Consider the following 21,061-nt stretch of genomic DNA (forward strand, 5'->3'; position numbering starts at 1 on the left):
AGATAAAAATGGACAAAACTATCCTAGTTGTTGATGATGTTCCAGATAACATCCGTATTCTAAAAAGTGTATTGGAGAAAGGAAATTACTCGGTCAGAGCTGCAACAAACGGTGAGAAAGCGTTAAAACTGGCCAGTACATCTCCTCAACCTAATATCATTTTACTCGATATCATGATGCCAGAGATGGATGGCTTTGAAGTCTGCCGCAGGCTAAAGCGTAACCCTGAGACCTCTCATATTCCTGTTATTTTTATTTCTGCCAAGGATGATACCGACGATCAGTCAATGGGTTTTGACCTAGGGGCCGTTGATTATATTACGAAGCCATTCTCCCCAGCTATTGTACTTAGACGTGTGGCGACTCACCTCTCACTCACACGGTTGGCTGAAGTTGATTCCTTGGCGCTATCAGCGATTCGAATGCTGGGTGTCGCTGGTCACTATAACGATACCGATACTGGCAGCCATATTTGGCGTATGGCGGAGTATTGTAAATTATTGGCGAAAGCTGTGGGTTGGGATTATGAAAATTATAACCGGTTGGAGCTGGCTGCACCATTACATGACACTGGTAAAATCGGCATACCTGATGCGATCCTAAAAGCCCCAAGAGGGTTGGATGATGATGAATGGGTGGTTATGAAGAAACATTCAGAGATTGGACACGAAATATTATCTATGTCTTCTAACCCTGTATTCCAATTAGGCGCAGACGTCGCAAAATCGCATCATGAACGTTGGGATGGTACCGGATATCCTGAAGGTTTAGTGGGTCAACAGATACCACAAGGTGCAAGGATTGTAGCTATTTGCGATGTATTTGATGCTCTAACTATGGAGCGACCTTACAAAAAAGCTTGGTCAATAGAAGAAGCGCTGATTGAAATTAAAAATAATTCTGGTTCACACTTTGATCCAGATTTAGTAGAGATTTTTTTAGGCCTAGAGGATGAGATCAGGGAAATCTACCACAAATGGAGCCTTAAAGATGAAAATTCTATTGAGTAGATCTTTATGCTTCTAACTAAGCTTTTAATCATTACATATCGGCTTTAAAGTATGTGTTGCCTTATTTACTTAATATAGCCTCAACTGTTTTTGCTTAACATCTAATACAACTCTCCTGACAGGTTTTGACAATGGTATGGATTATATTAATGCCATTGTTCACTGACTTTACCAGTTCAAGGAAATGAAATGCTTACTATTGATTCTGTAGTTCTTTATGTTAAAGATATTGAGGTTAGCCAACGGTTTTACACCCAAGTGCTTGGGTGTGAGTCGACAATCTTATCCCCCACTTTTGTTGCGATTAATTTTGCAAATAATATCACAGTGACACTAAAACAAAATACAGACTTAACGCCCGTAAGCAGTATTACAGGGGGCGGTAGTGAATTATCTGTTGTAGTTTCAGACTCGATAAAGCTTCAGCAACTCTATCAAAGCTGGAAAGGTCAATTGGTTGAATTTGCTCAGCATCCAATACAATTGTCGTTTGGCGTTAATTTTGTGGCAATAGATCCTGATGGTCATCGTATTCGAGTCTTTAGCCCAAAAGTAGCTGAGTTATAAAAGAGTTCAATTACTTGCAAAGAGATCGCCCTGCGCTTTTTCTAAGTTACTTTGATGGCGATGCACTCTACTTTGTGGTGTTTCATCAATGCCAAAGGAAAGAACAGTCTCTACAGAGTAACCTGTAATAACAATATCTCCGATGTGATCCAGCTTAGATCGAATACTTAGGACGCATCGGATAATTGAACCACTTTTAAAGCTCATTTTCTGGTTTAAGACATCTTGTATGAAGCATTTATCACACATAGCAAAATGAATATTTTGACCTTGCCATATTCCTTTCCACTTATACCTACCTTGCCTGAGTACAGGAGAGATGATTTCAATTATGGCGTTATCAACGGTTCGTATCGGAAGTCTATGAGAAGGTAGTACAAATTTTTTAAACGCAGAGCGTAAAATTAGAGACTCAGGAGCTGAAGGTATGCCATTATAATTAAGCCCATTTACACCGACCTTGCTAACTTTGGGGTACGCGCATAAATGTTTAAAGAGATTGGAACGACGTGTAATAATTTTATAGTTTTCATTAACCACATCTGCCATTTTTTCAATCATTTTTGGTTCTACCTTATTGGCGTTAACCTGTTGTTTAAGGATTTTTATCCTCAGCTTTCGCTCTTGGATACTAAGGTGTAAATCTTCTTTTTGGAGACGTTCTAACTCTGAATCTGATTTGGGTAATAAGGGTATGGCAATGGAAGCGACTCCGACAATGACAGATAAAACCCCAGCATTTGCATTGGCTAACTTCCAAATATCACGTAATCCTCCTTCTTGATGTGCTTCACTTTCTATCTTGATAGGAGCATCGAGTAGATTTGCGATTTCATAAAGTATTGAAAGGATCTCAATCTCGCACTGATTGCGTACCATGGCATCCATCGAATGAGAATCATCATTAAAATAATAGTGAAATTGAAATTTAGTTCCCTTCAACTGTTTATCCATACAGTGGTTTGTTATGTAAAGATACGTAATCAAGTTTGAAATTCAAGGGATGTCTTGTGACAGATTTCAAACTCCCAGCTCAAGATAAAACGTTTGTTCATATTACGTGATACCTGACTTAAATTAGCCTTTTATTGATGAGTGTTAAAACATTATTTGAGCCAAAAACACATAACTTCGTTTAGTCGTTTTAGTCTGTTGACCACACGTTTTTAATGTCTGGCCAGCCCCAATTGGTCAGCTCAACATTTTTAAGAACACCATGAAAGCGAAGTGTCTGACGATGGTGAAATAGGGGGGTTAGCCAGTACTGATGGATCAATGTCGATGCAATGAGTTCTATGGCATCAAGGTATTTATCCAGAGGAGTCTGTTCGCGAATACTCTCAAGTGAAGCGATTAGCCAACATTTCGCTTGCTCGCCGATACAATAGTGAAGAACGGGGTTATGATATAAATTGTAAAAGGCTGAAGAATGTTTGTTGTCATCCAAGTTAATATTGGTCACTACTAGCGCTTCGGTTAACTGTTTGTTTTGCGCCATTTCATAAAGCTTGCGATAAGAATAGATGCTGACCTTAGTTTTAATACCCAGTTTATCTAATATGCTCTTAATTGCTAGAGCACAGTCTATTAGCGCTTTGTAGTCATAGACAGCAATGTCGATATGTGGTGGCCGGTTGGCTTCTGGCATTGGTGGTCTTAGCACTGGTGGCCATCCAGGGAGTATGTTGTATGCGTGGCTGCAACCAAAAAGTGTCTGGTTAAGTTTGAGCTGGTCATAAACACGCTGTGGATTGAGTATGCATGATAAATAGCGCTTTTGGTTATTATCAAGCGCAAAGGGAGCGGATTTATTGAATAACACCAGCATACATCCATCTTCTAGGCGTGATTTCTGACTGTTACTGTTATGTTGTGCATCATCTGTGTGAGAAAGGTGATATTCACACTCATTATTGGTTTGCACGCCAGGTTGATTGGTTTGAATCTGTCTATTAGCGAGTTCTTTTTCATCCAGTTTCCAGATAGTGACTTGATCGGTGAGGGCTCGGCAGCCATAGTAGCGCTCAAACGCTTGCAGGCAAAGACGATCCTCTAGGTGTTCACTGACCTCAAATGGTCCTGAACCGACCACAGTAAGATGGTTAGAGTTGTTGACTTGGCTGGTTGGCTGTATGGCGTACTTTACACCAGAGATCAAGCCGCCAAAGCCTAGGTCCGGTTTTGAAAATTCAAACACCACTTTATTTGGTAGCGGAGAATTGACACTGACTAAATGGGCAAGTTCATCTTGGTAATTTGGTAGAGTTGATAGCTTGGCAAATAGGCTAACGATACTATCGGCATCAATTGAGGCTCCATTGTGAAAGGTCAATGCAGGCCTGAGATAAAAGGTCCATTGATAACCATTTTTATCACACTCCCAGTGGTGGGCAAGCTGAGGATTTATGTGGCCTTCGTCGCTGCTACTTACCAAACAACAATATATTTGCCTAAGTAAATAGCGTTCACTTGAGCGTTGCAATTGGTGCGGTACCAAACGTTCAAAGGAGCGTTTATAGGTCAGCTGTATATGTAACAGACCTTCACGCATAGTGGCCCCAGAAGTATTTTGTAATAAGCGACCAAAGGCTTTTGTGTCATTATCGAGAATACTCAGTGCAAGCTCATATTTACCTTGCAGTACACGCTTACCTGCTAATTGAAATTTTAGTTCTGAGGTTGTCAGGTTAAGTATTAGAGAGGATTTTTGGTGCCTTCCCACTTTGGGTAACCAAGAAAGCCACCCTAGCTGTTGCATTTGGTTAAGCAAGTTTCTTGCGTGGCGATGACTCGTGAATAGGCGTTCAGCAACATGTGGCAGAGCCGTTCTTATGGTTGTACCCACGCCTAATGGTTCAAGTCGAACATAGTAGCGTAGCAAATTAAGATCAGACATAAACACTCCAAATCACTAAATACAGCATTGGTTTAGATTTTATTTTCCGCATTTTACCAAATTAGAGCTAATAAAATGCTTAATATTGTTATTTTAAGCAAAAATAGGAAAGATATTATTCATATTGCTCAGTTTTATCCTTCCTAATATAGCCTGATAATGGCTTATACAACCAACGAGGATAAAGCGATGTACATGAACAAGCATAATGACATGACAGCGTATTATTACGCTAGACTAGAGCTGGCTCAATCCGAGTGGGAGCGCTCTGCTATTTTTAACTTAATTAATCTGTGTCAATGGTAGGAAGAATTTCTCCAAAAGAAGTGAAGAATGTTTAAGGTCAAAAACTCCAAGGATTAAAAGAACCATGCAGCACTGTCAAAAAAACATGCTCCTGACACCCCCAAGAACATGAAAGTCAGTGCTGCTTTTTATCTCACCTAAATTGATATTAGCGCTTGGTTAGCCCTTTACTATTTAGGTAGTTTTTAATGTGGGGACGAGACTCACCAACAAGCTTTGTGGTGACTTCTTGAGACCAAGTGCTTTGTTTTTGGTTGGAGCTACGGCTAGCGTAGTAGTCTTGCATCCTTTTATCGTAACTATCAATGTTGGATAAATTTAAAGTTTGGTAGCTGTTTTCATGCATGATCACTTTCGCTGGTAAGCGGGGTTTTGTTTGTGGATCTTGAGCAGGGTAGCCAAGACATAAACCAAACAACACGGCGCAATGTTTGGGCAAACCAAGGAGCTTATCAACCTCAGTTGCCGCATTTCGAAGACCACCAATATATACACCACCTAACCCAAGTGACTCAGCTGCTAAAAGGCAGTTTTGCGCCATTATTCCACAGTCTACTGCGCCTATAATAGTAAGTTCTGTATACTCAGTATTGATTTTAGGGTTGATAGCAAAGTGTCTGTGGTAATCGATACAAAATACTAAAAACTCTGCTGAGTTTGCCACATAGGGTTGGTTTCCTGCCAATTTTGCTAAGGTTTTGCGTTTGCTTTGGTCTGTCACTCTAATAATGGAAACGACTTGGAGCATGCTCGATGAGGAAGCTGCTAGCCCAGATTGAATAATGGTATCGAGCTGTTTTGGCTCAATCGTTTGCTCAGTAAATTTTCGAATAGAACGGTGGGATAAGATAGTCTCTATGGTTGGGGTCATAAGAATGTCCTGTTATCATATTTATGCTTGAGAAACATATCGGTAGTGAACCCTAATGTCGAGTAATTGGATGCTGGAATTTGGATTATTTTATAGAATAAATTGATCTTATTGCTACTAGCCTTTGGTAAAGGAAGTAGTGTTGACGTTCGACTTAGGGACAGGTCAACACACTCATTAATTATAGAGGCTTGGTAATAATAATCTTTTCTCCTCGATAGGTACCACTGATGTCCACACTTTTCACATCACCTTGTAATATATTCCAATCCAAATTAATGCTTTCGAATGGAGAAATGGTTTGGTGGGCTTCCAACGTAGTGTACTGGGGAGTCTCGCTCAGCATTTGGTACAAAGTGGTGGAACCTTCTTGCGATTTGCCCCACTTTTTAACCAATTCTTCGGTAATTAGATGAGTGGCGACCAGCAATTTTGGCCCCGAAAGATTAGCAAATTGGAAATAATCAATTTTTCCGTCACCCACTGCAATGGCTTTATCATTTTGGACAAATAGGTTCGTTATGCCAGCTGAATCAAAATCAATTGTTCTTGATATTTGCTGTGTTTGGTTATTTAGCAAGTAGATATTTTTTGCCGTAACTGCAACGGTAAACTTACCATCGGGCGATGATTCTAAATACTTTATAACCCCTTGGCCTTGGATACTATATAAGGGTTTACTCGGTGCGCTTTTATTTACCCAAGTGATTTTGTGCTTTGTTTTATTTTCGTCTTGTAAGGCAAATACAATCAGCTGGTTGGCAGCGAAACTGGCGGTAGTAATAATGGGGTAACTATCGTCTTTCTGAAGTTTGATCATTGATGGAGAGCCAAAACTTCGATTGGTCAGTGGGATCAACTTAGCTTCTAATGTGCCAATTGTTTGGCTGTCACTATCCGCAATGAGCAGAATGTCTTGTTCATCCTTAGATACAAGAATATTTTTTTCAGAGACTTGATCCAGTAGTGATAATTTATTTAGGTTTATTTCATCCAAAAGCCAGAGCTGGTCCTTTTTTGTATCTAAGCCATTATCCCAACGGGCTAGAATACTACTCTGACTGTATAGGGGCTTCATCCATTCAAAGTTATCGTTGTAACAGGCGGCAGAAGAGGGCTCAATTACCACTGGCGCGGGTGGCAAGGTTGGTAACTCGCTGCCAGATGCCCCGCCGATAGTATCAATAGCCATAGCTGGTTGAATTGTGATTAGGTCAGGAGCCTCTGAAGAGCTGTCGTGGCCAGTGTTATCTTGTAGGCTGGTCAGTAAAATACCATTGCCGCCGCTTGCTTCACATGTATCGGCCTGCATAGCGTGGTTTTGAGGGTTATAAAGCTTATAGGATTGAACGCCATTTAATGCAGGTAATACTTGTTTTAACTCTCGAGAAGCATCCTTTTCAAAATATGGCAGTTTACTTGCGTTACCACCAAACTCGTCGTGTTCCTTATCATGGTCTGATTCGTGATGGTCATCGCTTCTGAGACTTGTTCTTGTTATTGAACTTGGGGCTATTGCTCCCTCTGAGGGCGCTTGCTGGTAAGTCGCTAAGCCAGCTGCTCTTTTGACTGAAGTACTCAGTTCTTTAACCGTATCTAAGTCGTCGAGATAGAGGAGTTTATTGTTGGCTGGGTTTAGTGCAATCGATTTAAGTGACTTGAGTCCATTTTCCTCCTGAGACCCATGTATAAGAACTGCTCCATCAAGGTTCAGCTGTTGTGAACTCTCTTTGTCTAAGTTTATTGAGCTAAGATCAAGTGTTTTATGCTTTATCATCACATCAAGAGCATGAGCGATTTTGACCAAAGGAGAAGCGCCACTTGGACCGCTTTGTTGTGCTTGAATAAGCGATTGAGTTAAGACTTGGCTCTCATTTTTAGGCCCGTAATTGATATCGAGTGTGTCGAAATTAACACCAGCATAATTGCCTAATTTGGCCTGTAAGTATGCTTTGGCATTGACGACTTGCCCTTGAACCAAGGGGTTATAAAGCATTTCACTGTGTATTAAGGTTGTAAAGGGAGAAATAATATCAAGTTCGCCGGGAGCGGTCAGAATAGTGCCACCAACATTGAGCATCTTAGGGTAACCACTGGCCAGTAATAATTTTTGTTCATATTGACTGCATTGGCCATCAAAGTTTGTATCAGCACATGCTTTTTGATTGTAGTGAGCATAGCTCGTGGTAGGCGAAGTACTGTCTGAGCTATCACTGCCGCCACATCCATAAAGCGAGATTGCTGCTGAAACAGCGATGGCAACTGCGCGAGGTGATGGTAGTTTGTTCATTTTGATCAATTGTTTACCAATTTTGGTTTAAAGTGTTATCGTGTGCGCTTATTTAATCACTGATGCAAATAAAAGATCAAATGATATTGATACTAACTATCATTTGCATTACTATCTCGGCCTGATTTTGTAGGGAACACAAAGTTTTAGGAGTAATTGGTCGTGAAAATAGTCGCTCAAACCTTTGGAATTATGGCCTATGCGGCTTTTATTGCTGGGTGTGGAGGAGGTAATGAGTCCGACCCTAAGCTCGACGCTACTAACCTTGCTGCTAGCACGACCGCAGATAATGTTTCTTCTAACAGTAAGCCTAAGTTCCCAGCACCAGAGAATATGGTGATTCGCTCAACATCAGACGATAACCCCATCTATGGAAATATGATTTATTGGGACTACCTTAGTGTGAGTATCTGGAACTCGCCAGTAACTTTTGATAAACCTGAGCACTATGAATATACCATTGATGGTGGAAGTACTTGGCAGATGGTGATCTCCAAGCCTCAGTTTATTGGCACGCAAGCATATGCAAAAAGTAAGGTTGGTCTACGGGTAAAGCAAGATGCTATTGAAGGTATGCCATCTCCGCCTAGTGAGACTCTTTTTGCCACCAACACCAGTCGAGGGGAGTTCGTGGCGCTGCAATTTGTTCCTATGAAAAACATAAACCAAGTGGTGACCTTCGGGGATAAAGGCTGGGACTACACACAAGCTAAATGCGTTGCAGAGTATAAGCCAGATGGTTCTGGTGAGCCTATTTTTTGGGCCAAGAGGAGAAATTGGGGTGAAAACAATGTCCAGTTATTGAATGAGCATATTTCTCAATCAAAAGCATGCGGTATCCACGAATGGAAACTACCAGATATTGATGAAGTTAAATCTGCTTTGCTTCTTCCAGCAGAACTAGGCAATTTTAGTGAGTTTGTAGTGTCAAAATTTGCTGGCAATGTCGTTCATGTTGATCAAGAGCAGCTTGTGGTTGTCTACCTTGATAAGGTTTCCGATGATGAAAAAACTAAAGTACCAAGGGTAAAGGCGTTAGATATCTGGAATACTAACTATTTGTATATCAGGTGGTCATTGCCAATTGGGATACAGTTGGTGGATAAGATTGATGGTGCTGAACTTACTCAGAAAGTTCGATTAAATGAACAAGCTGACACTATACAAGACGCTCGTGATGCCGTAGTGAATCTGCTTAGCTTGTTAGACAATGCCACAGTTGACTACGCCAGACTCAGTGCTGAAAACGACCAGCATCAAACTCTATTAAGCAGCGCCTTGGCATCATGGCAAGATATCTATTCTGGGCACCAACCCTCGATGACTTTTTTTGTTCAGCAAGCGGTCTTGGCAAAACATCGTAGCGACAGCAAAAGCCAAGAGTTCGTGTTAAAGGTGAGCAACTATGTTGGTGACTGGCGTAAATACGAGAAGAACTTTTTAGTCGTCGCAGCCTTACTCAAAGAGCTGCAAGCAGTTGATAGTCTGGCTAAGCTCCAGCAGCAAAATGCTATTATTGCCAGTAGCATAGCAGCACTGGATGCGACACAGGACGGTAAAAACCAGCAGATTGGCGCAAATCGTCTTCACAAGGTTTTGTTTACCTCCCAGCAATTAAGGGCTGAGCTAACGGCTTGGCTTGAGAGTCTACCAAACTTAAAAAGTAATAGTGCCTTGGCGTTGATAGATAAATACGATTTGTTAAGTCACTACGATAAGGAAAAGATAGAGCAGCTTATTACTGAGGCACGAGAAAAGGCACAAAATTCAGGGGAAGTTGTCTCGCAACATGAAGCCATGATTGTTGATGCAGCCGGTAAACAGTATGCCAAGTTGGACAAAGAAGGGCTGTATTTAGCCAAAGATGCTACTTATGAGCAAGGCTGGCGCTGCGTCTTAGAGCTTGGTTCGGGCGATAGAAGAAGAATCTGGATGCTTCAGCCCACAGTTGAAGCAAACACACTCGAGTATTTGGCTTATCAAGGCAGCCATGATGAAAGTAACAATGTGTTAGGCCCCAAAGGGTATGTTTCAAAAGTCAATCAAGAGGCACCTTGCGGGATCAGTGATTGGAAAGTACCTAATATTCTCCAGCTACAAAGCTTGGCCTCTGGGTATGTTAAACCCTCCGGGTATTTAAGTGATAAAGGCCTTAGCATCGACACCAATGTATTTGTTAATCATCCGTACAATCAGCCAGTTTATTATTGGTCTTCTAAGCCAGAAAAAGAGGGTAAACAAACGGCTTACTCCTATGCATCAATAAATGACAATGACAATAACAAATACAATGACAGTGACAAAGAGGTGTCCAAGCCCCTACTAACCAATAATATGGCGGCTCTAGTGCGTCTTGTGAGTGAAAACACTTTACCTAATCAATGGCAATATTTAGATGTAAGTGGCGGGTTGGTGGAAAACCGCGTAGAGGCAAGCTGCGCAAAAAACCTTGTGACAGGTCATATTTGGCAGTTGTTTGATGATAACGACAATAGTAAGAGATTAGTTTCTCAAAGCGAGATCATGGATCGTTTAAACAGCCAGAATTCAAACCAAGTGTGTGGAGCTTCGAATTGGCGTTTACAGGGTATTAGTGAGCTAACTAGCCTATTACCGATAGATAGAGATGTATTTATTAATAGCGAAGTCGTGGATCCGAACCTCATGCCTCCGAGGATGTTAGAGACATATTTTATCTCTATTACATCTACGTCGGATAATAGCTTTAGCCATATGAATTTGAAAGATCGCCAATTCGGTCTTGATAGTAACAAATACCTATACCGTTTTATCGCAACACCTTAAGTCTAAATGAGACTGAACAGCATTTTCAGGAGTTTATTAATGTTACGTAATACAAAGCAATGTGGGGCAGCTGCGATTGAATACGCTATTTTAGCCGCGGCCATGTCTGTGGTGCTGCTGTCATTTGTAGGTGGCAGTGATGGCAAGCTAACCCGCGCAATTGTTGGCGCCTATGACACTGTGATTGAGTCACTTGAACAGACTCAAGACTCAGGCAATTAAAAAGACAAACAAGGACAAGTCATGACAGCGAAGCGATTGATGTTGGTGTCTATCTTATTGTCAGGGATAGGCATAGGATTGCTACTTTTGAATTCACCCACGCCTGAGTCACCGGAAGCAAACCAAGCTGCAGCGGTGTTTAAGCGAGTTCTAGTTTCAAATCAAAATATTGGAGTAGGCGGCGTGTATAGCGCCACCATGTTTCGTTGGCAGGATATGCCACAAAAAGAGTTGGATGATTATCTAGATTATATTACAGAAGATGAGATTGAGTCTGCTCACCTTTCTGCTGGGGTTGCGCATATTGCGATTGAGAAAGGTCAGGTGATAAGTTCTGCGGACTTAACCCCACCGCGCGGCGGTGTCTCGCTTGCTCTCAAAGTTAGGTCAGGTTATCGAGCCATATCAGTACCTGTTGATCAAGTAACAGCCAACTCAGGCTTTGTTCAACCGGGAGATAAAGTTGACGTGTTACTGTTGGCGTCAAAGCTCAGTGAACTAAAAAAGTATGACAATCAAGTTGAAGGCTTATATGTCAGCACTATTGCGCATAATGTACGTATCCTTGCTTTCAATAACTTGTCATCATCGGAAGGGTTTCAAGAACAACGTCGAGATTACGGAGCTAAGATACCCGATAATAGTTCTGTATCGCTTGAAGTCTCTCCAGAACAAGCGACACAGATTGTCCTCGCCAATCAACTTGGCCGCTTGACTTTGTCTTTACGTGGTGCTGGAGAGATTGATGTTATCGACTCTATAAATCCTATGATTACTTCTACGCAGCTCAACTCGCAGAGCAAATTGATAGCCCCTGATGTGGACTTGATTCAGCTACGCCCTAATAGCAAAAATAACTAACAATTTCAGGAACAACCAATGACTACATTATTGCGCTGGTGGAGCTTGTTATTGCTTCCTAGCTTGTTTTTTACACTACCATCATGGGCGGCTGAGCTTGAAGTGAATATTAATGAAGCGCAAATGGTTCGTTTGTCGCAAAAGGCAAAATCGATTTTCATTTCTAACACGCATATTGCTGATTATCAGCCAATGACAAATACCAAATTAATGGTCTTTGGTAAGCAGGCTGGCACAGCGACAATCACCATTTTGAATGATAAAGAGCAGGTGATTTACACCAAAAAGATTCGCGTTGTTCATGCTACTCAGGAGCTAGATAACTTGATTGAAGCTCAGTTTCCTGAGGCATCAGTGAAAACCGAATCTCTGGGTGGCAAATTATGGCTTAAAGGCTCAGTACCAAGTCCTGCTATGGCACATAGCATAGTTAATGTGGCTAAAGGGTATCTCTCGCCGATCGTCGCTCAGCAAGGCTCTAACGATACTGATTCATCTCAATCCAGCGATTCTTCAGCTGAGCAAACGCAGTCAAGTTCAGATAATGATGAGTTGATTAACCAGTTGCTGATCACTATGCCAACTCAGGTCAATATACGTGTCCGCATCGCTGAAGTATCCCGTAATGTTTCAAACACACTGGGTATTAAGTGGGGATCACTGATGGGGGAAGGTAGTAGCGCCGAGAATGTGATTGGCAGCTTTATGTATAACAAGCCATCAGGTGTAAGTAGCTGGACTAAACCTAACTTCAGTGCTTTGGTCGATGCTTTGGCGTCTACTGGCGATATGTCCATTTTAGCAGAGCCCAATTTATCAGCGGTTTCAGGCGAAGAGGCGAGCTTTCTTGTTGGTGGAGAGGTACCGATTCCGCTGATTCAGGGAGATACTGCTCGGGTCGAATATCGTCCTTTCGGTGTCAATCTTAACTTTAAGCCTGTGATACTTGGTCCGGATCGAATTAGTTTGAAAGTAGAGCCAGAAGTGAGCAGTGTTTCGGTGGAAAATCAGGCAGTGTTTAATGGCAATGTGCTGCCTTCTTTCACCTCTCGCAGAGCCTCGACCACTATAGAACTTGCTAGTGGCCAGAGTTTTGCTCTCGGTGGGTTACTACAAAGCAGTGAAATCAGTCAATTGCAAAAGGTTCCAGGAGTGGGAGATATTCCAATCCTAGGCGCTTTATTTCGTTCTAATCAATATCAGCGTCGAGAAACTGAGCTGATCATTATCGCAACGGCTTATCTGGTTGAGCCTTCACGTAGCGATAATTTTACTTTGCCTACTGATACCCTGATTCCCCAGAGTGATTTGGAGAGATTACTGGCATTGCCGAATAAAAAGAATACTGCAATAGAAGGTAATGCCACTTTTACCGACAACCGCAAACCACGTTTATTGGGTGATAACGGATTCTATTACTGAGGTGTGTATGAAACCAAACTTGTTTGTTTTGCCTGTTCTGCTGATATTGATAACTGGTTGTGTACATGACCCTATTGCTAAGCAGCCTGCTATCGATGTGGTCACAGTGACTAATAAACTAACTCTCACGTTAGATAAACATAAATTATCAGACGATCAAGTGTTAGAAGTAGAAGATTTTATTGCCAAGCGCGGTAACTCTTATGCTTTGCGCGTCAAGCTAGTCAGCTATTCTGCTAAAGGTAACGGCCAGCTTGAAAAGCTGTATCAGCTGCTATTAACACAGGGAATAGCAAAGCATCAAATAGTGACAGAGTTTTCTAGTCTATCTCAACAAGGTGACGTACAAGTTATTGTGGAGTCATTTCGCGCTAAAGTTTCAAACTGTGGGTCTAGCAAGCTGCCACCAGTGGCATTCAATCAATATCAATCTCACCAAGCTTATGGATGCAGCAATGCCGCAGCACTTGCACAAATGGTCGCTAACCCGAAAGACTTAATTGTCGGTGAGCGTTTGGGGCCTGCCAATGGAGAAAAAGCGGTAGCTTCACTTGATGCGTATATTAGCCCTGTATCTCACAGTGGCAGTAGTCAAAACTCAGTTTCTAACTCCAATATCACAGCAGGTAACGAATGATGAAAGTTGACAACCTTTCTGTATTAGTCGCCGCATCTCCTTTAATCGATGCCTACTATTTAAATTTAGCGTTTGCTGAACAAGGGATCACCCAACTGATTCAGGTACCTTTGGAACGAGAGCAGATTATTAAAATAGCGCTATCGGATGGGCATAAGGTGGTGGTGTTAGATGTGATGGGTATGCCGCTTGAACAGGCACATGACTGGATCAGCGACATTAGCAGTCGTACAGGGTGTAAAGTTGTCGCTATCGGTGATGATGAGACAATACCATACTACCGCAGCGCCCGCGATGCAGGTGCGATTGAATATTTAGTTAATCCGATATCTCAACAAGCTTTTGCTTCAGTCGACTTCCATAGCCAGGTACAAGCCCAATTAAGTGGTCGGCGTGTGTCTGTGGTAGGGAGTAAAGGAGGAGTTGGAACATCGACGATTGTAGCCAGTTTGGCTTGGACATTAAGCCATCGACAGCACTCAGTGACTGTTGCCGATCTTGATTTCTCAGCGGGGGATCTTGATTTACATTTTGATGTTCAGAGTAACACAGCATTGGTTGAAATGTTGCAATACCCAGAACGCCTTGAGCCCGTTGTTTTTGAGCGTAGCAGTATTAGTGTTGCTGCTAATCTTTCTCTATTAACTGGCTACCTACCTTTAGACAGCGATCCATTTTGGCCTGAGAAACGCGCGCTTGAGTATCTTAGCAAGTTTTGCTTACAGCAAGCAGATAGTCTGATTTTTGATATTCCATCATTCTCACTTAGAGATCAGGTGGGAATGAGCGCTCTAAAGAGTTCTGATGTGCGCATTGTGGTAGTTGAACCTAGCTTGGCATCGATCCGTAATGCCGGTCAGATTTTAAGTTTGCTTTCCAAAGGGGCACAGACTGATCCTACCAAGACTAACTTATTGGTAGTGAATCATACTAAATCTGATAAAGCTTCTTTACTGGCGCTAAACGATATTCATCGGGCTTTGGGCGCTGAAATTGATGTTTCAATCCCATTTGCCCCTCTTCATTTCTTAAACAAAAGCGCACTTGGACAGTCTGCGATAAAAGGGAACCGTAAAGTCAGTCACGCCTTCTCTTTATTAGCCGACAAAGTCACTGGTATCAATAGACAGAGCTCATTTCACTTCTGGAAGAGGGGAGCTTGATGTTTAAGTCATCACGACTCAAAGAACCCGCTTTTGGTAATGCGCAAAATGCCCAGCCTCATCTGGATCCAATTCGTGAGCATTATCAGTTGATTCACTCTCAGGTGGTGAATGCACTTGAAGCAAGTGTTGTTGTAAAACTGAACCCCCATGAGTTGGAGTCACGAATTCTGGCTTTGGTGACTGATGTGGTGGCGACTCGTCAACTGCCACTTGGCCATCGCGAGGTGGCGAAAGTGGTGCAACAGTTAGTTGATGAATTACTGGGGCTCGGCCCTCTTCAGCCGTTAATAGACGATCCTAGTGTGAGCGACATTATGGTCAATGGGCCGAATGAGGTTTATGTCGAAAAACTAGGTAGGTTGCATAAAACCGCCGTTGAGTTTCGTTCTGAAGAACAACTACTCAACTTGGCAAGGAGAATCGTGAGTAAAGTGGGGCGTCGGATCGATGAAAGCTCACCATTGGTTGACGCACGTTTAGAAGATGGTAGTCGCGTTAATGTTATGATCCCGCCACTAGCACTTGATGGAACGTGTATTTCTATCCGAAAGTTCAATCATGAAAAGCTTTCTTTGAGCCATATGGCGCAAAATGATGTGATGTGTGAAGGAATGATGCGGCTGCTCGATACCATAGTACGTTGTCGATTGAACGTATTGATCGCTGGGGGAACGGGGGCAGGTAAGACAACGCTTCTCAATGCGATGTCATTTAGCATTCCTCCCCATGAACGTATTATTACGATTGAAGATGCTGCGGAGCTTCAGCTTCAACAGCCTCATGTTGTACGTGCTGAAACTCGCTCTGAAAATGCAGAAGGTCTGGCTGCGATAACACAACGTGAACTGGTTAGGAATGCGTTAAGGATGCGACCTGATCGTATTATCCTTGGTGAAGTGCGTGGTGAAGAAGCATTTGAAATGATGCAGGCGATGAACACAGGCCATGATGGTTCATTGTCTACTCTGCATGCCAATTCGCCAACTGATGCCTTGGTTAGAGTTGAAAACATGCTCATGATGGCGCAATCCACCTTACCCTTATTTGCTCTGCGGCGACAAATCGCAGATACAATCGACATCATAGTGCAGGTGGACCGTATGCGTGATGGTAAAAGACGTGTTGTTGCGATTACTGAAGTGATCGGTATTGAAAGTGATCAATATGTTACTCAAGATTTGTATCACTTTGACATTACTGGTGAGGATCACCAAGGAAAAGTCTTGGGCCAATACGTTAGCGCATGTCGCTTGCCTTCTTTTGTTTCTAAAGCTCAATATTATCAACTTGATGCTCAACTGCGCTCGGCAATGGGGCTAGTATGATGGCAATATTGTTAATCGCTATTTGGTGCTTGAGCATTGTGGTGATGTTGACCCATTATTGGAAGCTTCGTCGGAGCGTTAAATCAAGATTAACAAGGTACGTTTCTCAGACTAATACAAGACAAGTCAAAACCATCATTAAGCCGCAATACACTAGCGGTCGAATCGGTAGTTTTTGGCGTCGAACTCAAGCACTTTTAACCCATAAAGACAAAGTTCTTTTCGCTTTTTGTGGTTGTGCGCTACCGTTTTTTGTTTATTGGTGGTTACCGCCTCAAAACTGGTATTGGCAGATCTTGTTGATTTTGTCCGCTTTGGTTTGTTTGTTTACCACGGTTTTCATGCTGCGCCGTAGGCAGCAAATAGAAGAATTTGAGCAAGGCATAGTTCAGGTACTGGGACTTGTAAGTCGAGCAGTGTCTGCTGGCTTGTCTGTTCCACAGGCCTTAGAGCAGGTAGCTAAAACACAAGATGGGGTGTTAGGACGTGAATTTTCTCTCATCACCGACAACCTAGCGCTCGGGATACCGCTACGCCAGATATTGGATGAGGCATGCACTCGCCTACCGTATAACACCTTTCGATATTTCACGGTAGCATTAGTGCTAAATCAGAGCAATGGTGGGCAATTGAGAGATATTTTGCATAATCTAAGCCGAACCATGCATGACAATCGTGCAATGCGCAAAAAAGTCGCAAGTATTACCGCAGAACCAAGAATGACAGCAAAATTTTTGTCGCTGCTACCGGTTTTTCTCATTTTAGCGATCGCTTGGATTGATGTGTCTTTGTTTGATTTACTCATATACAGCGAAAGTGGTCAGTGGGTGCTTTTTTACTGCTCCATTAGCCTGGTTTTGGGTGGTGTGACACTTAATTCTTTAACCAAAAACAGGAAGTTTTCATGATATTGATGATTGCAACGTTTCTGATCGTTATCGGTATTTTGAGTTCACTGCTGTGTTTTCATGTCGCGCGGCAACAGGATGTTGTTCAGCGTCGTCTTAGTCAGGTGAGCTATGCCTCAGCAGCTCACCCAAACAAAAATAGATGGCGCTGGAAATCGAATCCATCCCGCTGTAAGCATTTAGCCTTGATAGGTTTTAGTCATGACGATGCTGAAACACAGTTTGTTGTAGTTCGATGTGTGATCATGCTTTGTGGATCATGGCTTTGGTTTACTTCAAGAAGTTTGAGCTGGTCAGTAGCTGATGTTGCCCAGTGTATTGCTATCTCAATTATATTGGGGATCTTAGTTGATCGTTCATTGCAAGTTTGGGTCGATCGCATTCGATGTCAGGTAGCAAGAGTGACTCCTGATGCGCTCGATCTTATGGTTGTTTGTGTTGCCTCTGGCTTAACACTAGAAAAAATGTTTCGTGTTGTTGGTCAAGAAATGGCTTCCGTATCTCCTGCGTTTGCTCGTCAGTGGTGTCAGACGGCAACAGAAATGGCTGTGCTTGATTCACCACAACAAGCACTTGTTAATCTAGATCAAAGATTAGAGCTATCGGATATCAACAATATGGTAGTGACTATGTCTCAAGCACTTAAGTTTGGTACGCCGCTTTCAAAGGCGCTTAGTCTAATGGCTGCAGATAGCCGCCATTATCAGTTGCTTGAACTGGAAGAATGGGCCGGAAAAATTCCGGCGAAGATGTCTTTTCCTCTTGTCGTTTTGATTATGTTACCTGTGGTAATCATGATTGTTGCACCTGTTGTATTAAGCCTATTTGAGACATTGGAGAGGTTATGAACTCATCGTTAGCCATCTTATGCCTCAGTTTGTTGATGTTTGGCTGTCAGTCGACAGGAACACAAAAAACTGATCAAGACTTGAAACTTGCCCTGACAGCGTTGACAAATGGCCATGCGGAAAATGCGCTGGTTATTTATAAACATAAGCTTAAGCAAGCCCCCGATGATGCTCAGCTGCTCTTTTTAGCTGGCAGTGCTTGTAACCAAGCTGCACGTTATGATGAGGCGCTGTACTATCTTAACAAGGGCAGCGCAGTCGCTCCATCGTCGGAATTTGATCGAGAGTTAGGTCGAGCTCATCTTGCTTTGGGCAACATTCGATTAGCCACCAATACGTTGTTGAAAGCCGTTGATAATAACCAAGACGATGATATTGCACTAAATAGCTTAGGTGTGACTTATTCATTGCAAAAAAATTATATAAAAGCCCGTAGTGCCTTTAAAGGCGCAATTAACATTCGACCAGATAGCCTGGAATACCGAAACAACCTTGCACTGGGATGGCTTTTAGATGGGCAGCCTGAACAAAGTATTCAGATTTTATACCCTATCTATCTGCGAGGAGAAGCAACGAGCAAAGTTCGGCTTAACCTTGCTCTAGCCTATGCTGCTAACGGTAAAATTGATGCAGCTAAAACGATTGCTATGAGTGAACTGAATCAATCGGAGCTAGAGAGCACACTTGCGTATTATCAGACTCTTGCTGAACAAGGTATTAACTAATGGCTTTGCGTCGTCAATCTGGGAGTCAGACAATCGAATTTGCAATGGTGATTTTACCGTTAATGATGGTTTTTTTGGTGGGCTTTGAGGTTGTCCGCTTGATGTGGGTCACTATGGTTTTTGAATCAGCTGTATCTTCAGCAATGCGCAATGCGCGTACAATGGCGCCCTCTTCGTTTGTGGAAGAGCAAATTAGCGTTCAGATTGCTAAATTTCCTTTACTTACTGCCGGGAATATTCAAATGGATATTCCTCGCTACGCTGATAGCGTGGCGTCTTTAGCTTCAGGAGATTTGATTAGTTCGCATCAAGCTACTATCGCTGAATATAAAATTCGCTATCACTTTCATTTTTTGCTAGCTCCAAGATTATCGGAAGCGTTTCCATCGGTGACGACCCTCAGTCGCACCGTAATGGTCAGTTATGATGCATGAGCGCAACAAACAACGCGGTTCGGCCGTGATTGAATTTCCCGCGGTAGTTGTGGGGCTGCTTGTGGTCATACTTGGCTTGTTCGCGGTATACAAAATATTTTATCTGCAAACTAGGCTAGATAGTGCTGCTTATTCCATGGTGAGTGTGGCATCACGGGCTTTGGTTTCCAATGGACAAGCTAAAAATTATCACTCAGATAGCGCTGAGCACTTAATGATTTTGGCGAGACGTTCTTTACCTGCTGAATTGGACATGACGCGTGTTGGTTTGATATTGGAAATGCGCTTTTCTGCTAGTGATGAAACTGAGGTGATTACACAGCGAGCGGGGAACGATTGTCAGGTAGAACAAAAGATAGACTCACTTGCAACACTAGCGCCAATGAGTAAAAGGACGGTTGCATCGCTTCAAGGTAAAACCGCTAACTTATATCAGGTGACCTTGTGTGTATCCCAGCCCTTAGAGTCGATGAGTCCTATTTTTAAATGGTTAGGTCTGCCATTTCCTTCTTCGCTTCGAAGCCAAGCTGCGGTTATCGGGAGAAAATATAGTGCCTAGGCAGGTAATTGGTTCTGTTTCTTTATCTTTTCTCGCTTTATTGCTGCCTGTATTGGCACTGGTGTTGAGTACGATTATGGTAGGATTTAACGTCCAACTTCACAATCGTGCAATGCAAGCTGCTGACGCAGCTGCTTTGGCCTGCACTTTTAGTGCTAGCTCAGAAACAGATGTTAACCAAACTTATCTTAGCTATTATCAGCCTAATATCAATGGGGTACTAGGTGAGTTTCAATCTGGTCCTGACTGTGATATCAGTATCAACTACCATCTCGATGATCCATTCTCGTTGCTGAATATAGGTCAAGGATCTTATTCAGCGTATTCTCGCGCTTCTGAGCACACATATATCCACCATGTTGCGAAAGTGACGCCAACTGAAATGACGTTGGTTCTCGACATTTCCAGCTCAATGGTGGATTCCATCGATACTCTGAAAAGTATTCTTGGTCGAGCGATTGATCGCATTGAGGATAACAATATTGAGCTTGCTGGGCGCAGAGCGGTGAGTATCTCAATTGTCCCTTTTTCTGACGGTGTGTCGGTTGTTAATCCCGCATGGGCAAATGTCACGGGTGTGCAATGTGCTAATGGTCTAACCAAAGATGAACACGATGTTTTTTCGGCCGAGCAAACGGTGGCTAACCTAGACACTATTCACTCAGAAAAGCAAGTAGAGTTAAAGCTGCAGGATGATTTTCTTTTCGATTGCAGCGGCTCCTCACCTTTAGTGCCTTTGACTGACAATATGAGAGAAATCAAATACGCCATTGATACCCTAGAAACGGCTGGAGGGACAAGCTCATTCCAAGGTCTGATTTGGGGGGCTAGACAGCTTATACCTAAGTGGCGTCACGAATGGAATTACCGTCCCTACTCAATTCGTCCTACGCAAAAACTGATTTTGATGACTGATGGCGTCGATGGCAGCTCTGCACTGGACAAGTTGGTTTCGGCAGGTATTTGTGACCGTTTGGCTAATGAGTTTGGTATCCAGCTGAATTTTATTGGCTTTAATATCCCAGACTATCGATTAGAACAGTTTACTCGTTGCGTTAATGCGGCACAGGATAGTCAGCTTAAGGGGCAGGTTTTGTCGGCAACCAATACTCAAGAACTTGATGAGTATTTTTCAAAAGTGCTTTATGTCGACTATGACACGACTCTTAACTTTGGGCAGAAATGAACCTCGAAAATATAAGGAAAAAA

Annotated in this window: 19 protein-coding genes; 15 read left to right on the forward strand and 4 right to left on the reverse strand. The window is 42.6% G+C overall.

All coding sequences use genetic code 11. The annotated features are described in order from the left end of the window. Positions 1-8 precede the first annotated feature (8 nt). Together KO511_RS08155 and KO511_RS08160 are read left to right on the forward strand one after the other, a co-directional pair. Positions 9-1,010: an HD domain-containing phosphohydrolase gene (locus KO511_RS08155; protein WP_215986953.1), complete on the forward strand. Its 1,002-nt coding sequence runs from the start codon at positions 9-11 to the stop codon at positions 1,008-1,010. A gap of 189 nt (positions 1,011-1,199) precedes the next feature. Next, the gene (locus tag KO511_RS08160) at positions 1,200-1,577 is read left to right on the forward strand and encodes a VOC family protein (RefSeq protein WP_215986954.1); all 378 of its coding nucleotides are present in this window, start codon (positions 1,200-1,202) and stop codon (positions 1,575-1,577) included. 6 nt (positions 1,578-1,583) lie between these two features. Here KO511_RS08160 and KO511_RS08165 read toward each other — a convergent pair whose 3' ends face one another. The 4 genes from KO511_RS08165 to KO511_RS08180 form a co-directional block, all read right to left on the reverse strand. Further along, positions 1,584-2,531, reverse strand: a complete 948-nt coding sequence (locus KO511_RS08165; protein ID WP_215986955.1) for a hypothetical protein — start codon at positions 2,529-2,531, stop codon at positions 1,584-1,586. Positions 2,532-2,721: 190 nt separating this feature from the next. After that, a complete protein-coding gene (locus KO511_RS08170; RefSeq protein ID WP_215986956.1) occupies positions 2,722-4,473 on the reverse strand; it encodes an SgrR family transcriptional regulator in 1,752 nt (583 codons plus the stop codon). Positions 4,474-4,927: 454 nt separating this feature from the next. Continuing rightward, positions 4,928-5,650, reverse strand: a complete 723-nt coding sequence (gene nfsA / locus KO511_RS08175; protein ID WP_215986957.1) for an oxygen-insensitive NADPH nitroreductase — start codon at positions 5,648-5,650, stop codon at positions 4,928-4,930. A 181-nt stretch (positions 5,651-5,831) separates the two neighbouring features. Beyond that, positions 5,832-7,940: a hypothetical protein gene (locus KO511_RS08180; protein WP_215986958.1), complete on the reverse strand. Its 2,109-nt coding sequence runs from the start codon at positions 7,938-7,940 to the stop codon at positions 5,832-5,834. Positions 7,941-8,102: 162 nt separating this feature from the next. On the opposite strand from KO511_RS08180, the gene KO511_RS22520 reads away from it, so the two are divergent. The 13 genes from KO511_RS22520 to KO511_RS08245 are packed head-to-tail and all read left to right on the forward strand — an operon-like array spanning position 8,103 to position 21,038. Further along, positions 8,103-10,745, forward strand: coding sequence for an Lcl domain-containing protein (locus KO511_RS22520; RefSeq protein ID WP_215986959.1), 2,643 nt, complete (start codon positions 8,103-8,105; stop codon positions 10,743-10,745). 39 nt (positions 10,746-10,784) lie between these two features. Further along, positions 10,785-10,967, forward strand: a complete 183-nt coding sequence (locus KO511_RS08190; RefSeq protein WP_215986960.1) for a Flp family type IVb pilin — start codon at positions 10,785-10,787, stop codon at positions 10,965-10,967. Positions 10,968-10,988: 21 nt separating this feature from the next. After that, positions 10,989-11,828: a Flp pilus assembly protein CpaB gene (gene cpaB / locus KO511_RS08195; protein WP_215986961.1), complete on the forward strand. Its 840-nt coding sequence runs from the start codon at positions 10,989-10,991 to the stop codon at positions 11,826-11,828. A gap of 18 nt (positions 11,829-11,846) precedes the next feature. Next, positions 11,847-13,250 carry a type II and III secretion system protein family protein gene (locus tag KO511_RS08200; protein ID WP_215986962.1) on the forward strand — a complete coding sequence of 468 codons (1,404 nt, stop codon included), beginning with the start codon at positions 11,847-11,849 and terminating at the stop codon, positions 13,248-13,250. Positions 13,251-13,257: 7 nt separating this feature from the next. After that, the gene (locus KO511_RS08205; protein WP_215986963.1) at positions 13,258-13,887 is read left to right on the forward strand and encodes a CpaD family pilus assembly lipoprotein; all 630 of its coding nucleotides are present in this window, start codon (positions 13,258-13,260) and stop codon (positions 13,885-13,887) included. Further along, a complete protein-coding gene (locus KO511_RS08210; RefSeq protein ID WP_215986964.1) occupies positions 13,884-15,050 on the forward strand; it encodes a P-loop NTPase in 1,167 nt (388 codons plus the stop codon). Before KO511_RS08205 ends, KO511_RS08210 begins: the two co-directional genes overlap by 4 nt. Continuing rightward, a complete protein-coding gene (locus KO511_RS08215) occupies positions 15,050-16,378 on the forward strand; it encodes a CpaF family protein (RefSeq protein ID WP_215986965.1) in 1,329 nt (442 codons plus the stop codon). The genes KO511_RS08210 and KO511_RS08215 overlap by 1 nt, the downstream gene beginning before the upstream one ends. Then, the gene (locus KO511_RS08220) at positions 16,375-17,286 is read left to right on the forward strand and encodes a type II secretion system F family protein (protein ID WP_252724286.1); all 912 of its coding nucleotides are present in this window, start codon (positions 16,375-16,377) and stop codon (positions 17,284-17,286) included. Before KO511_RS08215 ends, KO511_RS08220 begins: the two co-directional genes overlap by 4 nt. After that, complete coding sequence (locus tag KO511_RS08225; RefSeq protein ID WP_215986966.1) at positions 17,283-18,134, forward strand: type II secretion system F family protein; 852 nt, start codon at positions 17,283-17,285, stop codon at positions 18,132-18,134. Before KO511_RS08220 ends, KO511_RS08225 begins: the two co-directional genes overlap by 4 nt. Further along, positions 18,131-18,859 carry a tetratricopeptide repeat protein gene (locus KO511_RS08230; protein WP_215986967.1) on the forward strand — a complete coding sequence of 243 codons (729 nt, stop codon included), beginning with the start codon at positions 18,131-18,133 and terminating at the stop codon, positions 18,857-18,859. The genes KO511_RS08225 and KO511_RS08230 overlap by 4 nt, the downstream gene beginning before the upstream one ends. Then, complete coding sequence (locus KO511_RS08235) at positions 18,859-19,293, forward strand: TadE/TadG family type IV pilus assembly protein (protein ID WP_215986968.1); 435 nt, start codon at positions 18,859-18,861, stop codon at positions 19,291-19,293. The genes KO511_RS08230 and KO511_RS08235 overlap by 1 nt, the downstream gene beginning before the upstream one ends. Continuing rightward, a complete protein-coding gene (gene tadF / locus KO511_RS08240) occupies positions 19,283-19,852 on the forward strand; it encodes a tight adherence pilus pseudopilin TadF (RefSeq protein ID WP_252724287.1) in 570 nt (189 codons plus the stop codon). Before KO511_RS08235 ends, tadF begins: the two co-directional genes overlap by 11 nt. Beyond that, on the forward strand, positions 19,845-21,038 hold the full coding sequence (locus KO511_RS08245) for a hypothetical protein (protein ID WP_215986969.1): 1,194 nt from the start codon (positions 19,845-19,847) through the stop codon (positions 21,036-21,038). The genes tadF and KO511_RS08245 overlap by 8 nt, the downstream gene beginning before the upstream one ends. Positions 21,039-21,061 lie beyond the last annotated feature (23 nt).

Origin of the sequence: Vibrio hepatarius (assembly GCF_018860525.1) — a bacterium.
In the GTDB taxonomy this organism is placed as follows: Bacteria; Pseudomonadota; Gammaproteobacteria; order Enterobacterales; family Vibrionaceae; genus Vibrio; species Vibrio hepatarius_B.

Coding starts and splice junctions, on each gene's coding strand:
- KO511_RS08155 (WP_215986953.1), top strand. CDS start 9: ATGGACAAAACTATCCTAGTTGTTGATGATGTTCCAGATAACATCCGT.
- KO511_RS08160 (WP_215986954.1), top strand. CDS start 1,200: ATGCTTACTATTGATTCTGTAGTTCTTTATGTTAAAGATATTGAGGTT.
- KO511_RS08165 (WP_215986955.1), bottom strand. CDS start 2,531: ATGGATAAACAGTTGAAGGGAACTAAATTTCAATTTCACTATTATTTT.
- KO511_RS08170 (WP_215986956.1), bottom strand. CDS start 4,473: ATGTCTGATCTTAATTTGCTACGCTACTATGTTCGACTTGAACCATTA.
- nfsA (WP_215986957.1), bottom strand. CDS start 5,650: ATGACCCCAACCATAGAGACTATCTTATCCCACCGTTCTATTCGAAAA.
- KO511_RS08180 (WP_215986958.1), bottom strand. CDS start 7,940: ATGAACAAACTACCATCACCTCGCGCAGTTGCCATCGCTGTTTCAGCA.
- KO511_RS08190 (WP_215986960.1), top strand. CDS start 10,785: ATGTTACGTAATACAAAGCAATGTGGGGCAGCTGCGATTGAATACGCT.
- cpaB (WP_215986961.1), top strand. CDS start 10,989: ATGACAGCGAAGCGATTGATGTTGGTGTCTATCTTATTGTCAGGGATA.
- KO511_RS08200 (WP_215986962.1), top strand. CDS start 11,847: ATGACTACATTATTGCGCTGGTGGAGCTTGTTATTGCTTCCTAGCTTG.
- KO511_RS08205 (WP_215986963.1), top strand. CDS start 13,258: ATGAAACCAAACTTGTTTGTTTTGCCTGTTCTGCTGATATTGATAACT.
- KO511_RS08210 (WP_215986964.1), top strand. CDS start 13,884: ATGATGAAAGTTGACAACCTTTCTGTATTAGTCGCCGCATCTCCTTTA.
- KO511_RS08215 (WP_215986965.1), top strand. CDS start 15,050: ATGTTTAAGTCATCACGACTCAAAGAACCCGCTTTTGGTAATGCGCAA.
- KO511_RS08220 (WP_252724286.1), top strand. CDS start 16,375: ATGATGGCAATATTGTTAATCGCTATTTGGTGCTTGAGCATTGTGGTG.
- KO511_RS08225 (WP_215986966.1), top strand. CDS start 17,283: ATGATATTGATGATTGCAACGTTTCTGATCGTTATCGGTATTTTGAGT.
- KO511_RS08230 (WP_215986967.1), top strand. CDS start 18,131: ATGAACTCATCGTTAGCCATCTTATGCCTCAGTTTGTTGATGTTTGGC.
- KO511_RS08235 (WP_215986968.1), top strand. CDS start 18,859: ATGGCTTTGCGTCGTCAATCTGGGAGTCAGACAATCGAATTTGCAATG.
- tadF (WP_252724287.1), top strand. CDS start 19,283: ATGATGCATGAGCGCAACAAACAACGCGGTTCGGCCGTGATTGAATTT.